This is a genomic window from Selenomonas sp. oral taxon 892 str. F0426 (genome assembly GCF_000468035.1).
Classification (GTDB): domain Bacteria; phylum Bacillota; class Negativicutes; order Selenomonadales; family Selenomonadaceae; genus Centipeda.
In genome coordinates, this window is sequence record NZ_KI260546.1 from 205,495 (window position 1) to 226,414 (window position 20,920).

Sequence of the window (20,920 nt, forward strand, 5' to 3'; positions counted from 1 at the left end):
GGGAGTGCAGGATGCGTATAGCAGTCGACGCAATGGGCGGTGATTTCGCACCGAAGGAGATTGTGCAGGGGGCGGTGGACGCAGCGAAGAAATATGACTGCGAGATCGTCCTGATCGGTGATGAAGGGCAGATTCGTGCGGAGCTTGCGGGGGCCAATACGGAGGCACTGCGCATCTCCATCGTTCACGCTTCTGAGGTCATTGGCATGGACGAGCATCCGGCCGAGGCAGTGCGTACGAAGAAGGACTCCTCCGTTGTGGTTGCGACACGACTTGTGAAGGAGGGAAAATGCGATGCAGTTTTTTCTGCTGGATCGACCGGTGCGGCCGTTGCGGCAGCGCAGCTCATCCTGCATCGTATTCGCGGCGTTGGCAGACCTGCTATTGCGACGCCGATGCCGACCCCTGATGGTGTGACGCTCATGCTCGACTCGGGAGCGAATGTAGATTCGAAGCCTGAGCATCTCGTGCAAAGTGCTGTGATGGGCGCACTCTACGCACAGCACGTCTTTGGAATTGCGCATCCGCGCGTTGGTCTTCTCAACATTGGTGAGGAGGAGAGTAAGGGCAACGAGCAGGCAAAGGAAACGTATCAGCTCCTCAAAGTGGAGCCAAATATCCACTTCTGCGGAAACGCTGAAGGGCGTGACGTACCGAAGGGAAACTTCGATGTCGTCATTTGTGATGGATTTGTTGGCAATGTTGTGCTAAAATTTGCAGAAGGGCTTGCGAAAACAATTCTGGGACTCATTCGAGAGGAGATTCGTGGGGCTGGACTGATGGCAAAGCTTGGCGCACTTCTCCTCATGCCGACACTGCGCCGTCTTGGCAAACGCCTCGATGTGAGGGAGTATGGCGGAGCGCCTCTCTTGGGGGTAAATGGCTGCTGTGTGATTGGCCATGGATCGTCGGATGCCAAATCCGTGGCAAGCGCGATTGGCGTTACCGTAGACTACGTAAATGGAAAAGTGCTGGATCAAATCCGCGATACTCTGGCAAAGGAGGGGGAGATGAGTCGTGCCTAAGATCAGTGCGGGCATTCTTGGAACGGGGTACTGTGTTCCAGATCGAGTGCTGACGAACTTCGACCTTGAAAAAATGGTTCAGACAAATGACGCATGGATCGTCGAACGCACGGGGATTCATGAACGCCGTATTGCTGCCGATGATGAACCAGTATCTGTACTTGCGCAGCGCGCTGCCGAGATGGCGCTTGCCGATGCGGGTGTTCAGGCGGCGGAGCTGGATCTCATCATCATGGCGACGCTCACTTCCGACCGGGTCATTCCGGCGACGGCGTGTGTACTGCAGGATCGTCTCGGCGCAAAGCATGCGGCGGCATTCGATCTCTCGGCGGCCTGCTCTGGATTCGTTTACGCTTCATCCATTGCCGCACAGTTTATTGAGAACGGCATCTATCGGCGTGTCCTCGTGATCGGTGGAGAGATTCTCTCCAAGGTCATTGACTGGCAGGATCGAAACACCTGCATCCTCTTCGGAGATGGTGCCGGTGCAGCCGTATTTGGGCCGGTTGAGGAGGGGTATGGCATCCGTGCCTTTGACCTCGGCAGTGACGGCTCGGGTGGTGATGCTCTCGACATACCGTCGAGCGGCAGCCTTTGCCCCGTGACGCCCGAGACCATTAAGCAGCGGCTCAACTTCGTCCATATGGACGGCAAGGCGGTTTTCCGCTTTGCGACAAAGGTTATGGGCAGGACGGTAGAGACATCCCTCGAGCGCGCAGGAATGCAGCGCGAGGAGCTTGACTTTCTCGTGCCCCATCAGGCGAATATCCGTATTATCCAGGCGGCTGCCAAAAGGCTTGACATGCCGATGGACAAAGTTATTATAAATATTCATCGTTACGGCAATATGTCTGCCGCATCCATCCCTGTCGCCCTTGCGGAGGCGGCGCACGCGCATCAGTTCAAAAAGGGAGACAACATTGCCCTCGCAGGTTTCGGTGCGGGACTTACATGGGCGTCGTGTATTATGAAGTGGGCAAAGGAGGAAAATGATTAATGTTTGAACATAATCCGATTTGTCAGATGCTTGGTATCAAGTACCCCATCTTCCAGGGTGGCATGGCATGGATCGGCACAGCAGAGCTTGCGTCTGCGGTTTCCAATGCGGGAGGTCTCGGACTCATTGGTGCCGGACATATGCCGCCCGATGCATTGCGCAATGAGATCCATAAGGCGAAGGGCTGGACGGATAAGCCATTTGGTGTTAATGTGATGCTCATGAGCCCTTTTGTCAAGGAAGTCATGCAGGTTATCCTTGAGGAGCGTGTTCCTGTCATCACAACGGGAGCGGGAAACCCCGGCGAGTATGTACCTGCCCTCAAGGAGATCGGCTCGAAGGTCATCCCCGTGGTGGCATCGGTCGCTCTCGCACGTCGTCTTGTACGTACGGGCGTGGATGCTGTGATTGCCGAGGGGACGGAGTCCGGCGGGCATATTGGTGAGATCACGACGATGGCGCTGCTCCCACAGGTTGTAGATGCCGTGGATGTGCCGGTCATCGGTGCGGGTGGTATCGGTGATTCACGGGGCATGGCGGCAGCGTTTGCTCTTGGGGCACAGGCGATTCAGATGGGGTCGCGTTTTGTCTTGAGTGAGGAGTGCATTGCACATCCAAACTACAAGAATGCGGTGCTCAAGGCAAAAGATCGTTCCACGGTCGTCACGGGACGTTCACTCGGACATCCGGCACGCGTCCTTCAGAACAAGCTCTCGCGCAAGTATGAGGAGCTGGAAGCGGCGGGTGCCTCGAATGAGGAGCTCGAGCAGCTCGGCGTCGGCAGTCTCCATCGTGCAACACATGAGGGAGATGTGGACAACGGCTCGGTCATGATTGGCGAGATCTCGGGCATGCTGACAGACATCAAACCAGTCAAGCAAATCATTGAAGATATTGTAAGCGGCCTTCCCGGCGCAATGGATGCTGCACGCAAGACCTACGAGTGAGGAGGCGCAATATGGGGAAAATTGCTTTCCTGTTCCCTGGACAGGGTGCACAGGTCGTCGGTATGGGAAAAGATTTTTTCGATACGTATGATCTTGCGAAGAAGCGCTTTGCCGAGGCGGATGAGGCGCTTGGGTATTCCATTAGCAAGCTTTGCTTCGAGGGACCTGCAGATCAGCTGCAGCTGACCGAACATACCCAGCCGGCGATTCTTACGGTGGCCGTCATTGCGGCAGAACTCCTGCGTGCGGAGGGCATTGAGCCGGAGATCGCGGCAGGTCACAGTCTTGGCGAATATGCCGCACTTGTGGCAGCGGGTGTTCTGTCATTCCAGGATGCTGTTCTTCTTGTACACAAGCGCGGTGCCTATATGCAGGAGGCCGTTCCAGTAGGCGAGGGAGCGATGGCCGCCGTGCTCGGACTCGATGATGATACGATCGTTGCCGTCTGTGCTGAGGCAAGTGCTGTGGGGGCTGTTCAGGCCGTCAACTTCAACTGTCCTGGGCAGACGGTTATTGCGGGGACGGCAAGGGGAGTAGAAGAGGCAACAAAGCTGCTTCAAGAAAAGGGAGCAAGGAAGGCAGTCATTCTGCCAGTTTCTGCACCGTTCCACTCGACACTCATGGAACCTGCGGCGAAAAAACTCGCAGCAGAGCTCGATAAGGTGGAGCTCCATGATGCTGCATTTCCAGTCGTTTCAAACTATACGGGAGGCCTCCAACAGAAAGCGGCAGAGATCAAGGCAAATCTCATCGCTCAGGCAGATCATCCTGTACGCTGGATTTCGTGCGTGAACACGATGCGCGAGTTCGGTGCGGATACCTACGTTGAGTGTGGCCCCGGAAAGACTCTCGGCGGCTTTAATAAGCGCATTGATAAGGCTCTGGCAAACCTGAACGTCGAGAATGTCGAATCACTGCAAAAAACACTTGACACACTAAAGAAGTAATGATTAAATGAATTCGGCTGTAATAAAGGAGGATAAATATGCTTCTTGAGGGCAAAGTTGCTCTTGTTACAGGCGGCTCCCGCGGCATTGGTCGTGCGGTAGCCATTCGGCTTGCACAGGAGGGAGCAAAGGTCGCTGTCAACTACGCAGGCAATCAGGCTGCAGCAGAGGAAGTGCGCTCCATCATCGAGGAGCATGGAGGTCATGCAATCCTTGTTCAGGCGGATGTTTCAGACAGTGCCGCTGCAGCCGAGATGATCACACGGGTGCATGAGGAGCTCGGAGGGCTTGACATTCTCGTCAACAATGCGGGCATTACGCGTGATACGCTTCTCGTCCGCATGAAGGATGAGGACTTCGATGCAGTCATTGGCACGAACCTCAGGGGGATTTACGCCTGCACGAAGGCTGCTGCAAAAATTATGACGAAGCAGCGCAGTGGACGCATTGTGAATCTCTCTTCTGTCGTTGGTGAGATCGGCAACGTGGGGCAGACCAATTATGCTGCCGCAAAGGCTGGTGTGATTGGATTCTCAAAGGCTGCGGCGAAGGAATTTGCTGCGCGCGGCATCACGGTCAATGTTGTTGCCCCTGGCTTCATTGAGACCGATATGACTGCCGTTCTCAAAGATGAGATTCGTCAAAAACTCCTCACGGGCATCCCTCTTGGGGCGCTCGGAAAACCCGAGAATGTTGCTGATGCCGTCCTCTTCCTTGTAAGTGATGCGGCATCGTACATTACTGGCCAGACGCTGAATGTTGATGGCGGAATGGTTATGTAGCATATGAAAAAAGAAATTTATTAAAGGAGGTGAAAACGCATGGCAACGTTTGACAAGGTTCGCGACATCGTCGTGGAACAGCTTGGCTCGGAGGCTGATGAAGTCACCCTTGAGTCCACCTTCATTGACGATCTTGGCGCAGATTCGCTCGACATCGTTGAGCTTATCATGGCTTTCGAGGAAGAATTCAATGTAGAGATTCCCGACGAGGCTGCTGAAAAGATTAAAACAGTTCAGGATGTCGTCAATTACATCGATCAGAACAAGTAAAGCGCAGCGACATTTGGTCGTAATCGTGCACACAACTGGTCTTTTAGGGAAATCCCGTGACAGCTCAGGCGCACGGGATTTTTCTCAAAAGGCAGTGTTTCTATTGACTTTGCATACAATCAGGACGGATGTGCTCCGTGCTGTTATACATCCACCTTTCACGTCACGCTGCATTTGACGCATGGACGGAGGTGGGCCAAAACTTCTTGTGGAGAGAAGGGTGTTTGCGAACACCGTGCTGCTGTGTGGCGATCTCTCCCGATTGGAGGGCTTATATGAGACTACCCGAGGTGAGGATCGGCAATAAAGTTGTCGCCGTTCCCATCATTCAGGGCGGTATGGCGATCCGAATTACGACGGCACGCCTCGCAGCCGCCGTTGCAAATGAGGGCGGAATCGGACTCATCGCGGCCTCCGGCATGAAGCCGCAGGAATTGCGCTATGAAATTCGGCTCGCACGTTCACTTTCTCCCAATGGGATCATCGGCATCAATGAGATGGTTGCGGCAAGCGACTTTTCGGATGCTGTTAAAATTGCGATTGATGAGGGGATTGATCTCGTCGTCGCTGGTGCGGGTTTTTCCCGTGATATGTTCCAGCTTGGCAAGGAATCTGGTACACCAATTGTGCCAATTGTCTCCACGGCAAAGCTGGCAAAGATTTCTGAAAAACTTGGTGCGGCGGCTGTCGTCGTCGAGGGCAAGGAGGCAGGCGGACACCTGGGAACAGATCAGTCCGTACGCCATATTATCTCAGATGTCCGTGCTGCTGTGAAAATTCCGGTCTTTGCAGCCGGCGGAATTCTGACAGGACAGGATATTGCCGACCTGCATAAGATGGGAGCGGATGGCGTACAGCTCGGCTCTCGCTTTGCTGCGTGTGTCGAGTCCAATGCGGCTCCGTCACTCAAACAGTACTATTTGAAATCGAAGAAGGATGATATTGTTATCATCCACAGTCCTGTGGGCCTGCCGGGGCGTGCCGTACGTACGCCGTTTTCTGCGCGCATTATCGAGGGGCCTGTTCCGCCAAAGGTATGTGACCGCTGCCTCAAGCAATGCGATCATCACTTCTGCATCATTCGTGCACTCTCACGTGCACAGCAGGGCGATCTTGAGACAGGGCTTGTGTTTACGGGCGAGTTTATGCCGCGTATTGACCGCATTTTGTCTGTTCATGAAATATTTGAAGAGCTGAAACAGCAGCTTGAGGAAGCAAACTAGGGTGCATGCTCTAGGAAAGGAGTCGGTTGGTTTGAAGAAGAGAATTGTCGTTACGGGGGTTGGCCCGATCACGCCGATCGGCATTGGCAAAGAGGCTTTCTGGGAGGCTTTGCTCGCAGGAAAGAATGGGATCGAGCGCATCACTCGATTCGATGCGACGAACTATGCTGCACAGATTGTGGGCGAGGTAAAGGACTTCAGCATCGACGGCTATATCGACAAGAAAGAGGCCAAGCGCATGGATCGCTATGCGCAGTTTGCGGTTGTGTCTGCGGGAATGGCACTTGAGGATGCGGGGCTTGACCTTGACAAAGAGGATCGCGACCGCATCGGGGCCTATGTCGGCGCGGGCATTGGCGGCATCGAGACCATGCACGGCACGTATGAGCGCCTCTTTGACAAGGGGCCCGAGCGCGTCAGCCCCTTCTTCATTCCGATGATGATTGCCAATATGGCGGCGGGTCAGGTTGCGATCAACTATGGGCTGCACGGTCCTGTATCCTGTGTCGTAACGGCGTGTGCAACGGGGGCGAACTGTATTGGTGATGCCTACCGCGTCATGCAGCGCGGCGAGGCGGATATCATGATCGCAGGCGGCACGGAGGCGAGCATCTCCGAGGCCGCAAGCGCGGGATTTGCGGCAATGAAGGCGCTCTGTACGGATCACAACGACGATCCCGCGCATGCCTCGCGTCCGTTCGACAAGAATCGCTCTGGCTTTGTCATGGGCGAGGGCGCAGGTCTGGTCGTGCTCGAGACGCTTGAGCACGCTGAGGCGCGCGGCGCACACATCTACGCCGAGCTTGTCGGTTACGGCTCGAATTCGGATGGCTACCACATCACAAGCCCTGCTCCACATGGTGAGTATCAGGCGAAGTGCATGCAGCTCGCTCTCAATGATGCTGAGCTTCGCCCTGAGGATATCGACTATATCAATGCACATGGTACCTCGACGCATATGAACGATCTCTGCGAGACAGAGGCGATCAAGACGGTCTGGGGCGATGCGGCGAAGGACGTTGCAGTCTCCTCCATCAAGTCGATGACGGGGCATCTTCTCGGCGCTGCGGGCAGTGTTGAGCTGATTGCGGCGGCACTTGCGGTCGAGAATGACATGCTCCCGCCGACGATCAACTACGATACCCCGGATGAGGGACTCGATCTTGACTATGTGCCGAATGCGGCACGTGCTAAGACCGTACGTGCGGCGATTTCCAATTCGTTTGGCTTCGGGGGGCACAATGCCTGTCTCGTCGTCAAGAAGTATCAGAAATAACAAATGGCATACGAAATGACAGAAGAAAGACGCGCAGAACTTGTGCGTCTTTCTGAGCAAATAGGGGTCCCCTTTCACCGCCTTTCTCTCTTAGATGAGGCATTGACGCACTCTTCCTATACAAATGAGTCGAAGAACTGCATGCCCCATAATGAACGCTTGGAGTTTTTGGGCGATGCTGTGCTGGAGCTTGCCTCCAGCACATATTTGTATGAGCGTTTTCCGGACTGTTCTGAGGGCGAGCTGACAAAGATGCGTGCAAGCCTCGTGCAGAGTGAGACTCTTGCTCGTCTGGCGCGTGGATTGGAACTCGGCAGCCATCTTCTCCTTGGTCGCGGGGAACTGCTGGGCGGCGGTGCAGATCGGCAGAACAACCTGGAGAATGCCTTTGAGGCTGTTATCGGCGCCGTTTATCTGGATGGTGGATGGGAGACCGCACGGGACTATGTTGCACGTCAGTTTGCAACAGAGGTACTATCAGTCAAGCGCAGTCACGTTTCGCGTGACTACAAGACGACGCTGCAGGAGCATATCCAGCAAAAGCGCCATGAGAGTATCTCCTATGAGTTAATTGGTGAGTCTGGCCCCGATCATGACAAGCGTTTTACGACGCGTGTGCTCATCGGCGGAGAGTCGATGGGGGAGGGAACGGGGCGCAGCAAGAAAGAAGCAGAGCAGCAGGCTGCCGCAGAGGCCCTTAGTCATCTCAAGAGGCGTTAGATTTCTGTTAAAACAGATCTTGAAGCACACTTCATTTCTTGACTTTTTGTAGGCAGTCCGATAATATAAATCTGTTGTGGCAGGAACTCCCGCGCGGATACCTGCCCTTTCTTGATAAAGAAACTTGCACACGTCATTCAAGTGGGGGCTGTAACAGAGGAGGTTTTTTGTTTGTTTGAGAACAGAAAAGGTCTTGGCACTTTTTTTGCTGCGATCTTCGTACTCGGAACACTTCTGAGCGGCTGCGGCGGCGGTCAGCAGGGAGGCGGTGCGCGGGCGACAGCTGTCAAGGCGATGAATGTCCTGCGTCAGGACACGCCGCTTACACATGTCTACGCGGGACAGATCATGGGCACGGACGAGGTGAAGATTCAGTCCCGTGTCTCCGGTAATATCGTGGAGAAATACATCGTGGGCGGGCAGTCTGTCACGGCGGGGCAGCCGCTCTACCGCATCGACTCCCGTCAGTATGAGAGCGCACTCCTGCAGGCAAAGGCAGTTCTTGCACAGTCCGAGGCCACTCTCAATAATGCTCGTATGGATCTCGACCGCTATCAGCAGCTCTATGCGAGTGCGGCAGTCTCCGAGCAGACGCTCTCCACGCAGCAGGCGCAGGTGAATGCCTATGAGGCAGCTGTTGCGGCGAATGCGGCACTCGTTCGTCAGGCCCAGGAAAACCTCGATGATACGATCATCTATGCACCGATGTCGGGACAGCTCTCGGTGGATGATGTCGCTATGGGGACATTTGTGTCAGCGGGGACGACGACGCTCGTGTCGATGGGATCGTCGAATCCGATCTTTGCGCAGTTCAGCCTCTCGGAGAATGAGTATCTGAATTTTGTCGAGCAGGCGGCAAAGACGGGCGGCATTGGTGGCGTCGTCGTAGAGCTGACGCTCTCCAACGGCTCGAAATACCCGATCATCGGGCATATTGTGACATCCGACCGTGCACTTGCAGCCCAGACGGGAACGCTCACGGTCAAGGCACTCTTTGACAATCCGGACGGACTGCTCCTGCCGGGGATGTTCGCGCGCGTCAGCCTGATCGGTGACACCATTCCGAATGCTGTGCTTGTTCCCGAGCGTGCGGTTCAGCAGCTTCTCGGGAAGTCCTTTGTCATGCTCGTAGGAGAGGACAACAAGGCAGCCGCACGTACGATTACACTCGGTGAAAAGATTGGCAGCTATTACGTGGTCAAGGATGGTCTCGATACCTCGGATATTGTCGTGGTCGAGGGGTTGACCACGCTCCAGGAGGGCGGCGATCTTGCCGTGACGATGGTAACGGCGAACGAGATGGGGTTTTCGCTTGAGGGGGATTCCTCCATGTTCAATACGCGTGAGCTTACGCCCGCGCAGTAAGGAGGGAATCCTTTGGCAAAATTTTTCATCCATCGACCGATCTTTGCGATTGTCATTGCGGTGATGATCGTCATTGTCGGTACGATTGCAGGGTTCTCTCTGCCGATCGCGCAGTATCCGCAGATCTCACCGCCGACGGTCGCCGTCTCCGCGAACTATGTCGGCGCGAGTGCGGCTGTCGTCAATGAGTCGGTGGCGCAGGTCATTGAGGAGCAGATCAACGGCACACAGGGGATGGACTACATGAGTTCCACCTCCGATGATACCGGCCGCTACAGCCTTTCTGTCACGTTTGACGTTGGCACGGACGGTGATATGGATGCCGTCAAGGTGCAGAACAATGCTGCGGGTGCAAATGCAAGCCTGCCGTCCTCTGTACAGGCGGCGGGCATTACAACGCGCAAATCCTCGGGACAGATGGCGTACTTCGTCTCCCTCTACTCCGATGACGGCACGTATGACCGCGCCTTCATGAAAAACTATGCAACGCTCTACTTCCTCGATGCGATCAAGCGTGTCAACGGCGTAGGAGAGGTTCAGGTATTCGGTGCTGACTACGCGATGCGCGTCTGGATGAACCCCGACCGCCTCGCGGAGCTCGGACTGACCGTTGCCGATATTACGGCGGCGATCAACGAGCAAAACGTACAGGCACCTGCCGGCACGGTCGGCGGTATGCCAACCGTGAACGCACAGGAAAAACAATTTACGGGCAAGGTGCAGGGGCGCCTCACGACCCCTGAGGAGTTCGGCAACGTTATCATTGCCTCAGGAAAGGACGGCACGTTTGTCCGTCTCAAGGATGTTGCGCGCATCGAGACCGGTGAGCGTTCAAATAACATTGTGGCGAAGTTTAACGGCTATCCTGCCGTCGGTTTCGGCATTCAGCTGACCTCCGACGCGAATGCGATGATCACACTCGCCGAGGTGCGCAAGATCCTCGATGATGCGGAGAAGACCTTCCCGCCCGGACTCAAGATGAAGTCCGTCTTTGACAGCACAGACTACATCAACGCGTCCATTAAGGAGGTCGTGCATACCTTCCTTGAGGCGCTGCTGCTTGTCGTACTCGTCATCTTCCTCTTTTTGCAGAGCTGGCGTGCAACGCTCATCCCGCTGCTTGCCGTGCCGGTGTCCCTCATCGGAACATTCGGCGCGTTCGTTCTGCTGGATTTCTCCATCAATACGCTGACGCTTTTTGCGATGGTGCTTGCGATCGGTCTTGTTGTCGACGATGCGATCGTCGTCATCGAGAATGTCGAGCACCACATGGAGAGCGGGCTCACGCCGATTGACGCAACGGAACGGGCGATGTCGGAGGTGCAGGGGCCTGTTGTCGCAATTGCCTTCGTGCTTGCGGCAGTCTTTGTCCCCGTTGCCTTCCTTGGCGGCATGATGGGGGTGCTCTATAAGCAGTTCGCTCTCACAATTGCAATCTCGATGGCCATTTCTGCCTTCGTTGCGCTGACGCTGACACCTGCGCTCTGTGCGCTCATGCTGAAGCCGAAGAAGGAGAATGGGACAAAGAGTGTTCTCGATCGATTCTTTGATCGCTTCAACAACTGGTTCGACGCAACCCGCAAGGGCTATGTCGGCATTGTCAGCAAGTTTATCCGCAAGGCGAGGGTTGCCGTTATCTTCCTGCTCATCGTCTGCGGTCTCACAGCGATCATCTATCGGAATCTGCCGACCACATTTGTCCCCGAGGAAGATCAGGGCTATCTGATGATTGCGATACAGCTGCCGCCGGGAACGTCTACGAATCAGACACAGAAGACCGTGGACAAGATCCAGCAGGCGGCACAGCGTGAGATCAAGGGACAGAGCGCCGTCATGTCCATCAATGGCTTTGACATTCTTGCGGGTGGTGCGAACTCCAACGGTGCGGTCGTCTTTGTCGGCATGAAGGACTGGTCACAGCGTGCAGGGCTTGCTGAGTCCGTTGCCGCTGCAGTCGGCACGATGTTCCGTGTGGGCGCGATGGAGGCTCCCGAGGCTCTCGTTATCGCCATCAATCCGCCCGCACTGCCGGGTCTTGGCAATGTCGGCGGCTGGTCGCTCCAGCTGCAGGACATGAGCGGGCACTCCGACACCGAACTCAACGACATCGTGAATGCGATTCTTGCCGAGGCAAATACACGCCCCGAGCTGCGGGGCGTGCGCTCGACATTCAAGATCAACGCACCGAGCTATCAGTACGAGATCGACCGCGAAAAGGTCAAAAATCTCGGCGTTCAGCTCTCGGATGTATTTACGGCGCTGCAGGTCAATTTCGGCGGCTATGAGGTCAATGACTTCAATCAGTTCGGGCGCACCTACAAGGTCGTCCTGCAGTCCGACGTGACCTATCGCACCGAGGCAGAGGCAGCGAAGTTTGTCTTTGTCAAGAACTCGCAGGGCGGCATGGTGCCGCTTGATACCCTCCTCAAGCCGAAACTCACAACGGGACCGACGCAGATCAGCCGTTTCAACGGTGCGCGCTCCATCCAGATCCAAGGCAGTGCGGGGACAGGATATAGCTCGGGCGATGCGATGAAAGCCATCACCGAGATTGTCCAGAAGCACACAGACTCCGGATTCAGCATCGAGTGGTCGGGGCAGAGCCGGGAGGAGCAGAAGTCGGCGGATTCGACCATGCAGGTGCTTGCACTCTGCCTTGTCTTCGTCTTCCTCTGTCTTGCGGCACTCTATGAGAGCTGGAGCGTACCGTTCGCCGTTCTCTTTACCGTGCCGACGGGCATCTTCGGAGCACTCTTCTCCGAGTACATCCTCGCGACGATCTTCGGCATGATCGGCATTCCGGCAGCGGGCTATCAGAACAGCGTCTATATGCAGATCGGTGTCATCATGGTCATCGGTCTTGCGGCAAAGAATGCAATTCTGATTGTCGAGTTCGCAAAGATACGCGTCGATCGCGGCATGGATCCCTTGAAAGCGGCGATTCAGGCGGCGGGGCTGCGTCTCCGTCCGATCCTCATGACATCGTTCGCGTTCATCATCGGCTGTCTGCCTCTCTGCATGGCATCCGGTGCGGGTGCTGCGGCGCGTAACGGCATGGGCGTCGCTGTCGTCGGCGGCATGCTCTTTGCCACCATTCTCGGCATCTTTCTCATTCCCGTGTTCTATGTCATTGTTGACCGCATCTCGCGTATGATCGGGGGCGGCAAGAAGGCAAAGACTCGTACGGCGGATGAGTATATGTAATCATAAAAAAACTCCCCTTTTGGGGAGTTTTTTTATGAGCTGAATATGTATTGAATCAGTACCATATAAACTGCCGTTCCGCCTCCAATGGAGAGCAGCATCTGGCGAAATTTCAAATGCAGCATCGCCGTCACAAGAATTCCTGCGATCTCCGGCAGCCCGTGTGTGCCGCCAAGAAAGTTCGTATCCTTGAGGCAGTAGACGACGAGCATCCCAAAGACGGCAGCGGGGAGGACGTTGCCGAGGTAGCGGACAATGGGCGGCGTCGGCTTTTTCTCCGAGAGCAGGAGGAAGGGGAGGGCGCGCGTGAGTACGCTTGCAAGCGCACAGAGTCCGATGGTGATACACTCCTCAGTGAACGTCATGCCGTCTCCCTCCTCTCGATGCATGGACGCAGTGCGAGGCAGCCTGCAAGGATGATGAACATGGTCGGGAGCATGAACGCATCACGCCCAAAGATAGCAAGTGCAATTCCTGCCGCAGCAAGCCCAAGGATTCCTGTATAGTGCTGCGGATCGTTCAGCCACTGTTCGACAAAGATGACGACAAAGAGTGCTGTCATCGCGAACTCAATTCCGTTCGTATTGATGGGGAGCTGCGTGCCGATCAGTCCGCCGATGGTCGCGCCCGCGACCCAGTAGAGCTGGTTCAGCAGCGTCACAAAGAACATGAACCAGCCTGCGTCGATTCCCTGCGGAATCTTTGCCGTGTAGTTGATGGAGAAGGACTCGTCACACATACCATAGATGAGGTAGGGCTTCTTCCAACCCGTGCCGCGATACTTCTCGAACATGGAGATCCCGTAGAAGATGTGCCGCCCCTGGACCATGAGTCCGAGGAGAAAGGCCTGCATAGGGGCAAATGGACTGAGGAGGAGCGCCGTTGCAATGAATTCGAGCGAACCGCCGAAGATGATCGCACTCATCGCCATTGGATACCAGAACGAGAACCCCGAGACATTCGTATAGATGCCGTAGGCAAGCCCGAGGAAGAGGAAGCCCGCGAGAATTGGAACCGTATGGGGGAATGCTGCGCGCAGAGCGGCACTGCAAGAACTTGGGGGGCACGTCATTCCTTGCTCCAATCGCATTCATCCGCATGTGCAGCGAGTACGCCGATGGCTTGGAGTGTTGAGTAGATGCAGGTTGAGCCGACGAACTTCATGCCGCGCCGCTTCAGATCCTCTGAGATCTTATCTGAGAGTGGTGAGGTTGTGCGCAGCTCACAGCTCTCCCGCACGGGCTTCCCGTCCGTAAAGCCCCAGATATAGCGGTCGAACGAGCCGTATTCTTTTACAATCTCAAGGAAGATGCGGCTGTTCACAATGCTTGCTTCGATCTTGCGGCGGTTGCGGATGATGCCTGTATCCTGCATCAATTCCTCGACCTTCGCAGCATCAAATGCCGCGACGCGCTCAGGAATAAATCCCTCGTATGCACGGCGGAAGTTCTCGCGCTTGTGCAGGATCGTCGCCCACGACAGCCCCGCCTGAAATGTCTCAAGAATAAAAAGCTCATAGAGTGCACGGTCATCGTGGAGCGGCTGTCCCCACTCCTCGTCATGGTATTTCACATAGATGGGGTCGTTCAGCTTGACCCAGATACAGCGATTCCGTTTGATGTCCATAAGTCCCCCTGAATAAAGAAAAGCCGTGTCCCTCTGGACCCCGGCTCATTGATGTATGAAGATGGTCGGGATGACAGGATTCGAACCTGCGACCTCATCGTCCCGAACGATGCGCTCTACCAAGCTGAGCCACATCCCGACATGGACAGTATTGTAGCGGCCTTTCGTACTTTTGTCAATAGCTGCGATCTACATCAAGGGGAAAACACATCATATCGGCTCCTCCCATGCCTCGTAGTCGATATGTTGTGCTGCCGTCTGCTCCTCCGTGCGGTCTGCGGCAGCGTGCAGGCCTGTGAGAGCAGAGAAGGGAGCGAACTGTCCCGCCCGGTCACGCAGGGACATCGGGGGATGCGCCTTTGATATGGGGCGCGGCAAGTGGATGATGTCCGCATAGTCTTCGATTTTTCGCTGCATGATCTGCTCCCTTCGCTGCTATGCTTTATGCCCGCCGATTTGGCTGTTGCGCAGACGAGCGGTTGCCCCGTCGAAGAAATTCGCGCCGCGCAGGATGGCGTTCTTCCCATAGGCTTTCTTAATGGCGATGATCGCTTCCTGTAGGGATTTCTCTTTCGCCTGTCTCCTTTTTTTCGCAGGACACAGGGATGCTTCCGCCGTTTCCTCTGGTGTAAATAGAGACATTTGCTCGGCAGAAGAGGCGCGCTGTTCCTCCGTCATCAGATGATGTGCGGAGATGGTGAGTCGACGGATGAGTAGTTTCGGATTTACGATCTCGTCAAAGAGATCCGTCAGTGCATTCATGATGCTCTGCGTTCCTGCGCCGCGCTCGATGACTGCATTGCCGTGTGCCGGCCATGGGACGCGCCGCCCATAGCGATCCGTATGGATGCGGCCATGATAGTGGTCGCGTATCTCTGGGCGCGTCAGGCATTCAATATCGTAGCCAATGGTGAGCTCCAGACGATCGCTTGTCAGACACTTTTCTGCCAGATCAATGGAGAGAGCATCTGCCATCTCCCAGACAACAAGGCGTGCCTTTTGTGGCGTATACGGATTTTGCAGTACCTGTCCCATATGTGTGCTGCGCGACTTTGGACGGTAGTTTTTGATGTCCTCCATGCGCGCGCTTTCATATCCCCACGCATGATCGATCAGCAGCTCTGCTTGGATTCCGAAGAGGCGGTAGAGAAGGTCTTCATTATGCCGTGAATTTCCTTTTCCGAGGGAGCAGCGTGCAATGTCACCCATCGTATAGAGTCCATTTTCCTCAAGTTTGCTTGCGTAGCCTCTGCCAACGCGCCAAAAATCTGTGAGCGGCCGATGTGTCCAAAGTTTTTTTCGGTAGCTCATCTCGTCCAGCTGCGCGATGCGCACCCCATCCCTATCCGGCTTCATGTGTTTTGCCACAATGTCCATCGCAACCTTTGCGAGATAGAGGTTTGTTCCAATGCCTGCCGTCGCTGTGATGCCCGTTTCTCGCAGCACCTCGCGGATAAGCCGCATGGTGAAGTCATGTGCAGAGACTTTCTCCGTATCAAGATAGCTTGTCACGTCAATGAAGACCTCATCGATCGAGTAGATATGGATGTCTGCAGGCGCAACGTGGCGCAGATAGATCTCGTAGATGCGCATGCTGTAGTCCATGTAGAGTGCCATGCGCGGAGGGGCAATATGATAGGCAATGCCAAGCTCCGGATGTGCTGCGAGTTCCGCTGCGTCACGCGTCTCTCCTGTGAGTGTGCGATGAGGGGCACGGTACTTTCGCCGCGCATTCGCCTGCTCCACCGCACGGATGACCTCGAAGAGGCGTGGGCGTCCGCCGATGCCGTGCGCCTTGAGCGCGGGGGAGACAGCGAGACAGATGGTTTTGCTCGTGCGGCTCTCATCTGCGACGACGAGATGGGTCGTCAGCGGATTGAGTCCGCGCTCCATACATTCGACCGAGGCGTAGAACGCTTTGAGGTCAATGGCAATGTACGTGCGCTCCTTCATGTTCATCCCTCCTATAAAACAGTATAGCACAAATGTTTTCTATATGTAAATCAAAAGAATACAGTAAAGGGAAAAGCGCGGAGGCGTCGAATACTCTAAGCAAAGAGGAAAAGGAGTAAAAAGCATGAAGATTATCGTCACGGGCGGCGCTGGATTTATCGGCGCGAATTTTGTTTACTACGAACTGCGTGAGCATCCAGAGGATACGATCATTTGTTACGATGCGCTGACCTATGCGGGGAATGTTGCAACACTCGATGCAGCGCGGGAGTATCCGCAGTTTTCATTTGTGCGCGGTGATATTGCCGATCGTGCGGCAGTGTATGCGCTCTTTGAGCACGAGCAGCCGGATATCATCGTGAACTTTGCTGCGGAGTCCCATGTGGATCGATCCATTGAGAATCCGGAGATTTTCCTGCAGACGAATATCATCGGGACGAGTGTTCTGCTTGATGCCTGCCGTAAGTACGGTATCAAACGCTATCATCAGGTATCGACGGATGAGGTCTATGGTGATTTGCCGCTCGACCGCCCCGATCTCCTCTTTACCGAGGAAACGCCGCTCCACGCATCGAGTCCCTACTCCTCGTCCAAGGCATCTGCCGACCTTCTCGTGCAGGCGTATGCGCGCACCTACGGCGTACCCGTGACGATCTCACGCTGCTCGAACAACTACGGTGCATACCAGTTCCCCGAGAAGCTCATCCCGCTCATGATAATTCGTGCAATGCAGGGGGAGAAGCTGCCCGTCTACGGCGATGGACTGAATGTCCGTGACTGGCTGCACGTCGACGATCACTGCGCTGCAATCGACCTCATCATGCGGCGCGGAACAGAGGGGGAGGTCTACAATGTCGGCGGGCATAACGAGCGTGCGAACATAGATGTTGTGCGGACGATTCTAAAGGCCCTCGGCAAGGGAGAGGACCAGATTTCCTACGTCATCGACCGCAAGGGCCATGACCGCCGCTATGCCATTGATCCCACGAAGATTGGACGTGAGCTTGGATGGAAGCCCGCAACGAAGTTCGACGACGGCATTCAACGTACGATTGCATGGTATCAGGAACATGAGGCGTGGTGGACGGATATCCTGAGCGGTGCGTATGAGAAGCGCAATGCTCAGGGGTGAAAGTGCTCGCCGCCTTCGCATATACATTGAAAATTCAGCCTTGACAACATGCATGCTTTTCGCTATACTAGCCTCTGTCAGCGCCAAAAGCGCGGGGGCATAGCTCAGCTGGGAGAGCGCTTGCATGGCATGCAAGAGGTCAGGGGTTCGATCCCCCTTGTCTCCACCATATCGACACGCAAGATGTGAGAAATGATTCTCACATCTTTTCTATTGCTTGAAATGCAACAAAAAACCGTATCGCGTTCTGCGATACGGTAAAACTCAATGGTGCGCCTGGGGGGATTCGAACCCTCGACCCACGGCTTAGAAGGCCGTTGCTCTATCCAACTGAGCTACAGGTGCAATGGTCGGGATGACAGGATTCGAACCTGCGACCCTCTGGTCCCAAACCAGATGCGCTACCAAACTGCGCTACATCCCGATATCGCCCTATTATAATGAGCCGGAGGGGAAAAGTCAACTTATTTCACAATATGTTTGCCGCCCAGGAAACGCGGTTTCCAGTAGTCATTCGACAGAGTATCCACACGCACGCCTTTGCTGGTAGAGGCGTGAATAAACTCACCCTTGCCGAGGTAGATTCCACAGTGAGAAGCCCCTTTCTCGTATGTCTCAAAGAAAACAAGATCACCGGGAACAAGATCTTTTGTATTCTTCGTACGAAGTCCGAGCTTGTACTGCTCGTCTGTTGTACGTGGAATCGCAATGCCGTGCTTCTGGAACACGTACTGGAGGTAGCCGGAGCAGTCAAAACCTTTTGGTGTTGCACCACCAAATACATAAGGCGTCCCCATATAAGACTTTGCTGTTTTGATTACATCAGATACCTTGTTTACGGGGAGAATAGGCTTGCCATTCGGTGCAGGCGGGAATTTTTTTTCGGCAGTTGTGTTTGTGTCAACATCCCGCGAAGGTTTGGCAGGGATGTTTTTGAGAGCACGCCATGTGGCATTGTTGACAATGCCCGTGATCTTGATCTTGTTGTCCCGCTGGAATTCAGCGACAGCACGCTCCGTATCCTTGCCAAAGACGCCATCTGCGTTCTTGATCTTGTAGCCTGCAGTTTGGAGAGCTTGCTGCAGTACGCGCACCTCATGCCCCTGCGATCCCTCACGCAGGGTCGGCGAGGCGAACGCTGTACTTGCAGTGAGCATGAGCGCAAGCCCTGTGCAGAGGAAGAGTCGGCGTTTCATGAAGCAACATCCTTTCACTATCGTATGTATTATGCGTGCTGAACGTGTTCAAGACCTTGACCGAGGAGCCCCATCACGTGATCATCATCAATGGAGTATAGCACCTCCTTGCCGTCACGGCGAAATTTGACAAGGCGCGCTGTTCGAAGAACACGCAGCTGATGAGAGATTGCAGACTGGCCCATCGCAAGCCCGTCTGCGATGTCATAGACACGCAATTCCTCCGCTGCTGCAAGTAGGGATAAGATCTTAATACGTGTCGGATCGCCCAGGGTTTTGAAGAGATCAGCGAGGTGCTGTGCCGTATCCTGATCGATACATTTCAGTGGGGCGGCAGTCATATGTAAAAATCCTTTCTTTCCATCAATAGATCTTATTGATCTCGAAGCCATTCGCTGCAAGAGCAGAGACAATACGATCAATATGCTCCTGTCCGTGTGCCTCGACTGTGACGGTGAGCTGCACCTTCTGGAAGCTGTCCGTCACCATCGTCTGATCATGGTCGAGGCGGATGACATTTGCATCTTGATCGGTGAGAATCTGAGCGACGGTGAGCAGCTGACCTGGTTTGTCCGGCAGCTGAACGGAGAATCGGAACACTCTGCCACGCGAGATGAGTGCCTTGGAGATAAGCGCAGATATGGTGGATATATCAATGTTGCCGCCGCTGATGAGCACGGCTACCTTCTTGTCCTTCATGCGCAGCTTGCTGAGTGCCGCGAGAGAAAGGACTCCTGCGCCTTCGGCGATGAGTTTGTGTTTCTCGATGAGAGAGAGCAGGGCACTCATGATCTCCATCTCGGAGACTGTGATGATCTCGTCGAGATAACGGCGACAGAACTCAAGGGTGAGCTTTCCTGCGGTGCGCACGGCACATCCATCGGCAACGGTGTCGGCGGAGGGGAGGGTGATCGCACGGCCGCAGGAAAGCGCCGCTTTCATACAGGCTGCATTTTCCGGCTCAACACCGATGACTTTCACCTGTGGATTGACGAGCTTCACCGCAAGTGCGATGCCGGAAGCCAGACCGCCGCCGCCGATCGGGACGAGAATGGCATCTACATCCTTTAGAGCATCAATCACTTCAAGTGCGATGGTTCCCTGTCCCACAATGACATTACGGTCATTGAATGGGTGGATGTAGACGTAGCCTTTCTCCTTTTGCAGTTCGAGGCTGTGGGCGTATGCATCATCGAATCCGTTGCCGTGGAGGATAACCGTTGCGCCGAGTGCGCGCGTTGCTTCGACCTTGAGAATCGGCGTTGTCGCCGGCATGCAGATGACAGCATTTACCCCCAGTTTCTGCGAGGCATAGGCAACTCCTTGTGCGTGATTGCCCGCAGATGCTGTGATGACGCCGCGGTCACGCTCTTCCTTAGTAAGCATGGAGATGTGATTATATGCGCCGCGCAGCTTGAATGCTCCTGTCGTTTGGAGGTTTTCAAGCTTCAGATAGGTGGCGTTGCCGGAGACATCGGAGAAAAACTCGCTGTAGATCAGCGGGGTCTTTCGGACAATGCCCTCGAGGCGTTTGGCTGCGGCATATATATCCGAAATCCCTGTGGATGCAACAGTTTCTTCATCTGACGGTACTCTTTGTTCTTCTCCCATGGCATATTTCCTCCATTTTACTTATATGTAGGGTCAGTCTATCATTTTCGGTGAGGCGCGTCAATTTATTTTCGTTAGAGCGAATAATTGTCGGAATCAAGAAGGAATTTGACGGAGTTTCTCGAATAAATACATCAAACAAGGCGGGATGGGAGGTGTGCGATGGAAGAGCGTCCAAAGTATACACGCATTCTCGTTCCTGTGGATGGCTCATCGGAGTCGTTGTGTGCTGTCGATTTGGCGGGAGATATTGCCCGCATGATGCACGCGGCCGTATATCTTCTCTATGTTTCTCCCTTTGATAAACGGACAGACATGGGCGATGTACGGTGGCTTCCTAAAAGTATCGTTCGATCTGCGGCAGAGGAAGCCAATGAGATCTTCGCAGCGGCAGAAGTACTCTTGCCGGAGGGCGTTGCGTGTGATCGATTCCATCGCAGCGGAGTCCCGGCAGAGGTAATCCTGCGTTTTATCGATGAGATGGACATTGGGCTCGTCATCATTGGCGGACGCAAGCACTCCCGCATGAGCGGCATCTTCCTTGGAAGCGTTACACAGACCGTCTTGGAGCATGCGCATTCCAGCGTCCTGATCGCAGGAAGCACAAAATAGCTTTTATATGGTTCATGTTCTTTAGAGAAGTAAG

At 54.8% G+C, this 20,920-nt stretch carries 21 protein-coding genes and 4 tRNA genes; 14 read left to right on the plus strand and 11 right to left on the minus strand.

The window, feature by feature from the left end:
• The first annotated feature begins 11 nt into the window (after positions 1-11).
• The 11 genes from plsX (at position 12) to HMPREF1992_RS10440 (ending at position 12,756) form a co-directional block, all read left to right on the plus strand.
• Positions 12-1,025 (plus strand): phosphate acyltransferase PlsX, encoded by a 1,014-nt coding sequence (gene plsX / locus HMPREF1992_RS10390; RefSeq protein ID WP_021685873.1) that lies wholly within the window; start codon positions 12-14, stop codon positions 1,023-1,025.
• Complete coding sequence (locus HMPREF1992_RS10395; protein WP_021685874.1) at positions 1,018-2,022, plus strand: beta-ketoacyl-ACP synthase III; 1,005 nt, start codon at positions 1,018-1,020, stop codon at positions 2,020-2,022. The genes plsX and HMPREF1992_RS10395 overlap by 8 nt, the downstream gene beginning before the upstream one ends.
• Complete coding sequence (gene fabK, locus HMPREF1992_RS10400; protein ID WP_021685875.1) at positions 2,022-2,969, plus strand: enoyl-[acyl-carrier-protein] reductase FabK; 948 nt, start codon at positions 2,022-2,024, stop codon at positions 2,967-2,969. The genes HMPREF1992_RS10395 and fabK overlap by 1 nt, the downstream gene beginning before the upstream one ends.
• Positions 2,970-2,980: 11 nt before the next feature.
• Positions 2,981-3,916 carry an ACP S-malonyltransferase gene (gene fabD / locus HMPREF1992_RS10405; protein WP_021685876.1) on the plus strand — a complete coding sequence of 312 codons (936 nt, stop codon included), beginning with the start codon at positions 2,981-2,983 and terminating at the stop codon, positions 3,914-3,916.
• Positions 3,917-3,954: 38 nt separating this feature from the next.
• Entirely contained in the window at positions 3,955-4,698 is a 744-nt protein-coding gene (gene fabG / locus HMPREF1992_RS10410) for a 3-oxoacyl-[acyl-carrier-protein] reductase (protein WP_021685877.1), read from the plus strand.
• Between the two features lie 39 nt (positions 4,699-4,737).
• Entirely contained in the window at positions 4,738-4,968 is a 231-nt protein-coding gene (locus HMPREF1992_RS10415) for an acyl carrier protein (RefSeq protein ID WP_006689543.1), read from the plus strand.
• Between the two features lie 275 nt (positions 4,969-5,243).
• Positions 5,244-6,191: a nitronate monooxygenase family protein gene (locus HMPREF1992_RS10420; RefSeq protein WP_021685878.1), complete on the plus strand. Its 948-nt coding sequence runs from the start codon at positions 5,244-5,246 to the stop codon at positions 6,189-6,191.
• Between the two features lie 31 nt (positions 6,192-6,222).
• A complete protein-coding gene (fabF, locus tag HMPREF1992_RS10425; RefSeq protein ID WP_037359636.1) occupies positions 6,223-7,467 on the plus strand; it encodes a beta-ketoacyl-ACP synthase II in 1,245 nt (414 codons plus the stop codon).
• Positions 7,468-7,470: 3 nt separating this feature from the next.
• The gene (gene rnc / locus HMPREF1992_RS10430) at positions 7,471-8,187 is read left to right on the plus strand and encodes a ribonuclease III (protein WP_021685880.1); all 717 of its coding nucleotides are present in this window, start codon (positions 7,471-7,473) and stop codon (positions 8,185-8,187) included.
• 171 nt (positions 8,188-8,358) lie between these two features.
• Positions 8,359-9,552, plus strand: coding sequence for an efflux RND transporter periplasmic adaptor subunit (locus tag HMPREF1992_RS10435; RefSeq protein ID WP_037359639.1), 1,194 nt, complete (start codon positions 8,359-8,361; stop codon positions 9,550-9,552).
• Between the two features lie 12 nt (positions 9,553-9,564).
• Positions 9,565-12,756 carry an efflux RND transporter permease subunit gene (locus HMPREF1992_RS10440; RefSeq protein ID WP_021685883.1) on the plus strand — a complete coding sequence of 1,064 codons (3,192 nt, stop codon included), beginning with the start codon at positions 9,565-9,567 and terminating at the stop codon, positions 12,754-12,756.
• A gap of 32 nt (positions 12,757-12,788) precedes the next feature.
• Here HMPREF1992_RS10440 and HMPREF1992_RS10445 read toward each other — a convergent pair whose 3' ends face one another.
• The 6 genes from HMPREF1992_RS10445 to HMPREF1992_RS10470 form a co-directional block, all read right to left on the minus strand.
• The gene (locus HMPREF1992_RS10445) at positions 12,789-13,121 is read right to left on the minus strand and encodes a branched-chain amino acid transporter permease (RefSeq protein WP_021685884.1); all 333 of its coding nucleotides are present in this window, start codon (positions 13,119-13,121) and stop codon (positions 12,789-12,791) included.
• On the minus strand, positions 13,118-13,828 hold the full coding sequence (locus tag HMPREF1992_RS10450) for an AzlC family ABC transporter permease (RefSeq protein ID WP_021685885.1): 711 nt from the start codon (positions 13,826-13,828) through the stop codon (positions 13,118-13,120). Before HMPREF1992_RS10450 ends, HMPREF1992_RS10445 begins: the two co-directional genes overlap by 4 nt.
• Positions 13,825-14,382, minus strand: a complete 558-nt coding sequence (locus HMPREF1992_RS10455; protein ID WP_021685886.1) for a DNA-3-methyladenine glycosylase I — start codon at positions 14,380-14,382, stop codon at positions 13,825-13,827. Before HMPREF1992_RS10455 ends, HMPREF1992_RS10450 begins: the two co-directional genes overlap by 4 nt.
• Before the next feature lie 62 nt (positions 14,383-14,444).
• Positions 14,445-14,521: transfer RNA gene (locus tag HMPREF1992_RS10460), tRNA-Pro, on the minus strand.
• Between the two features lie 71 nt (positions 14,522-14,592).
• A complete protein-coding gene (locus tag HMPREF1992_RS10465) occupies positions 14,593-14,799 on the minus strand; it encodes a hypothetical protein (RefSeq protein WP_021685887.1) in 207 nt (68 codons plus the stop codon).
• An 18-nt stretch (positions 14,800-14,817) separates the two neighbouring features.
• The gene (locus HMPREF1992_RS10470) at positions 14,818-16,335 is read right to left on the minus strand and encodes a type VI secretion protein ImpB (RefSeq protein WP_037359642.1); all 1,518 of its coding nucleotides are present in this window, start codon (positions 16,333-16,335) and stop codon (positions 14,818-14,820) included.
• A gap of 124 nt (positions 16,336-16,459) precedes the next feature.
• Between HMPREF1992_RS10470 and rfbB the strand changes: the two genes are divergently transcribed.
• Positions 16,460-17,467 carry a dTDP-glucose 4,6-dehydratase gene (gene rfbB, locus HMPREF1992_RS10475; RefSeq protein ID WP_021685889.1) on the plus strand — a complete coding sequence of 336 codons (1,008 nt, stop codon included), beginning with the start codon at positions 16,460-16,462 and terminating at the stop codon, positions 17,465-17,467.
• A gap of 93 nt (positions 17,468-17,560) precedes the next feature.
• Positions 17,561-17,636, plus strand: a tRNA-Ala gene (locus HMPREF1992_RS10480).
• A gap of 99 nt (positions 17,637-17,735) precedes the next feature.
• Here the strand turns inward: HMPREF1992_RS10480 and HMPREF1992_RS10485 are convergent.
• The 5 genes from HMPREF1992_RS10485 to ilvA form a co-directional block, all read right to left on the minus strand.
• Positions 17,736-17,812 (minus strand) — tRNA-Arg (locus HMPREF1992_RS10485).
• A 2-nt stretch (positions 17,813-17,814) separates the two neighbouring features.
• Positions 17,815-17,891 (minus strand) — tRNA-Pro (locus HMPREF1992_RS10490).
• Positions 17,892-17,931: 40 nt separating this feature from the next.
• A complete protein-coding gene (locus HMPREF1992_RS10495; protein ID WP_021685890.1) occupies positions 17,932-18,663 on the minus strand; it encodes an NlpC/P60 family protein in 732 nt (243 codons plus the stop codon).
• Positions 18,664-18,692: 29 nt separating this feature from the next.
• A complete protein-coding gene (locus HMPREF1992_RS10500) occupies positions 18,693-19,004 on the minus strand; it encodes a metalloregulator ArsR/SmtB family transcription factor (RefSeq protein ID WP_021685891.1) in 312 nt (103 codons plus the stop codon).
• Between the two features lie 22 nt (positions 19,005-19,026).
• The gene (gene ilvA, locus HMPREF1992_RS10505; RefSeq protein ID WP_021685892.1) at positions 19,027-20,274 is read right to left on the minus strand and encodes a threonine ammonia-lyase; all 1,248 of its coding nucleotides are present in this window, start codon (positions 20,272-20,274) and stop codon (positions 19,027-19,029) included.
• A gap of 162 nt (positions 20,275-20,436) precedes the next feature.
• On the opposite strand from ilvA, the gene HMPREF1992_RS10510 reads away from it, so the two are divergent.
• Entirely contained in the window at positions 20,437-20,886 is a 450-nt protein-coding gene (locus tag HMPREF1992_RS10510) for a universal stress protein (RefSeq protein ID WP_021685893.1), read from the plus strand.
• Positions 20,887-20,920 lie beyond the last annotated feature (34 nt).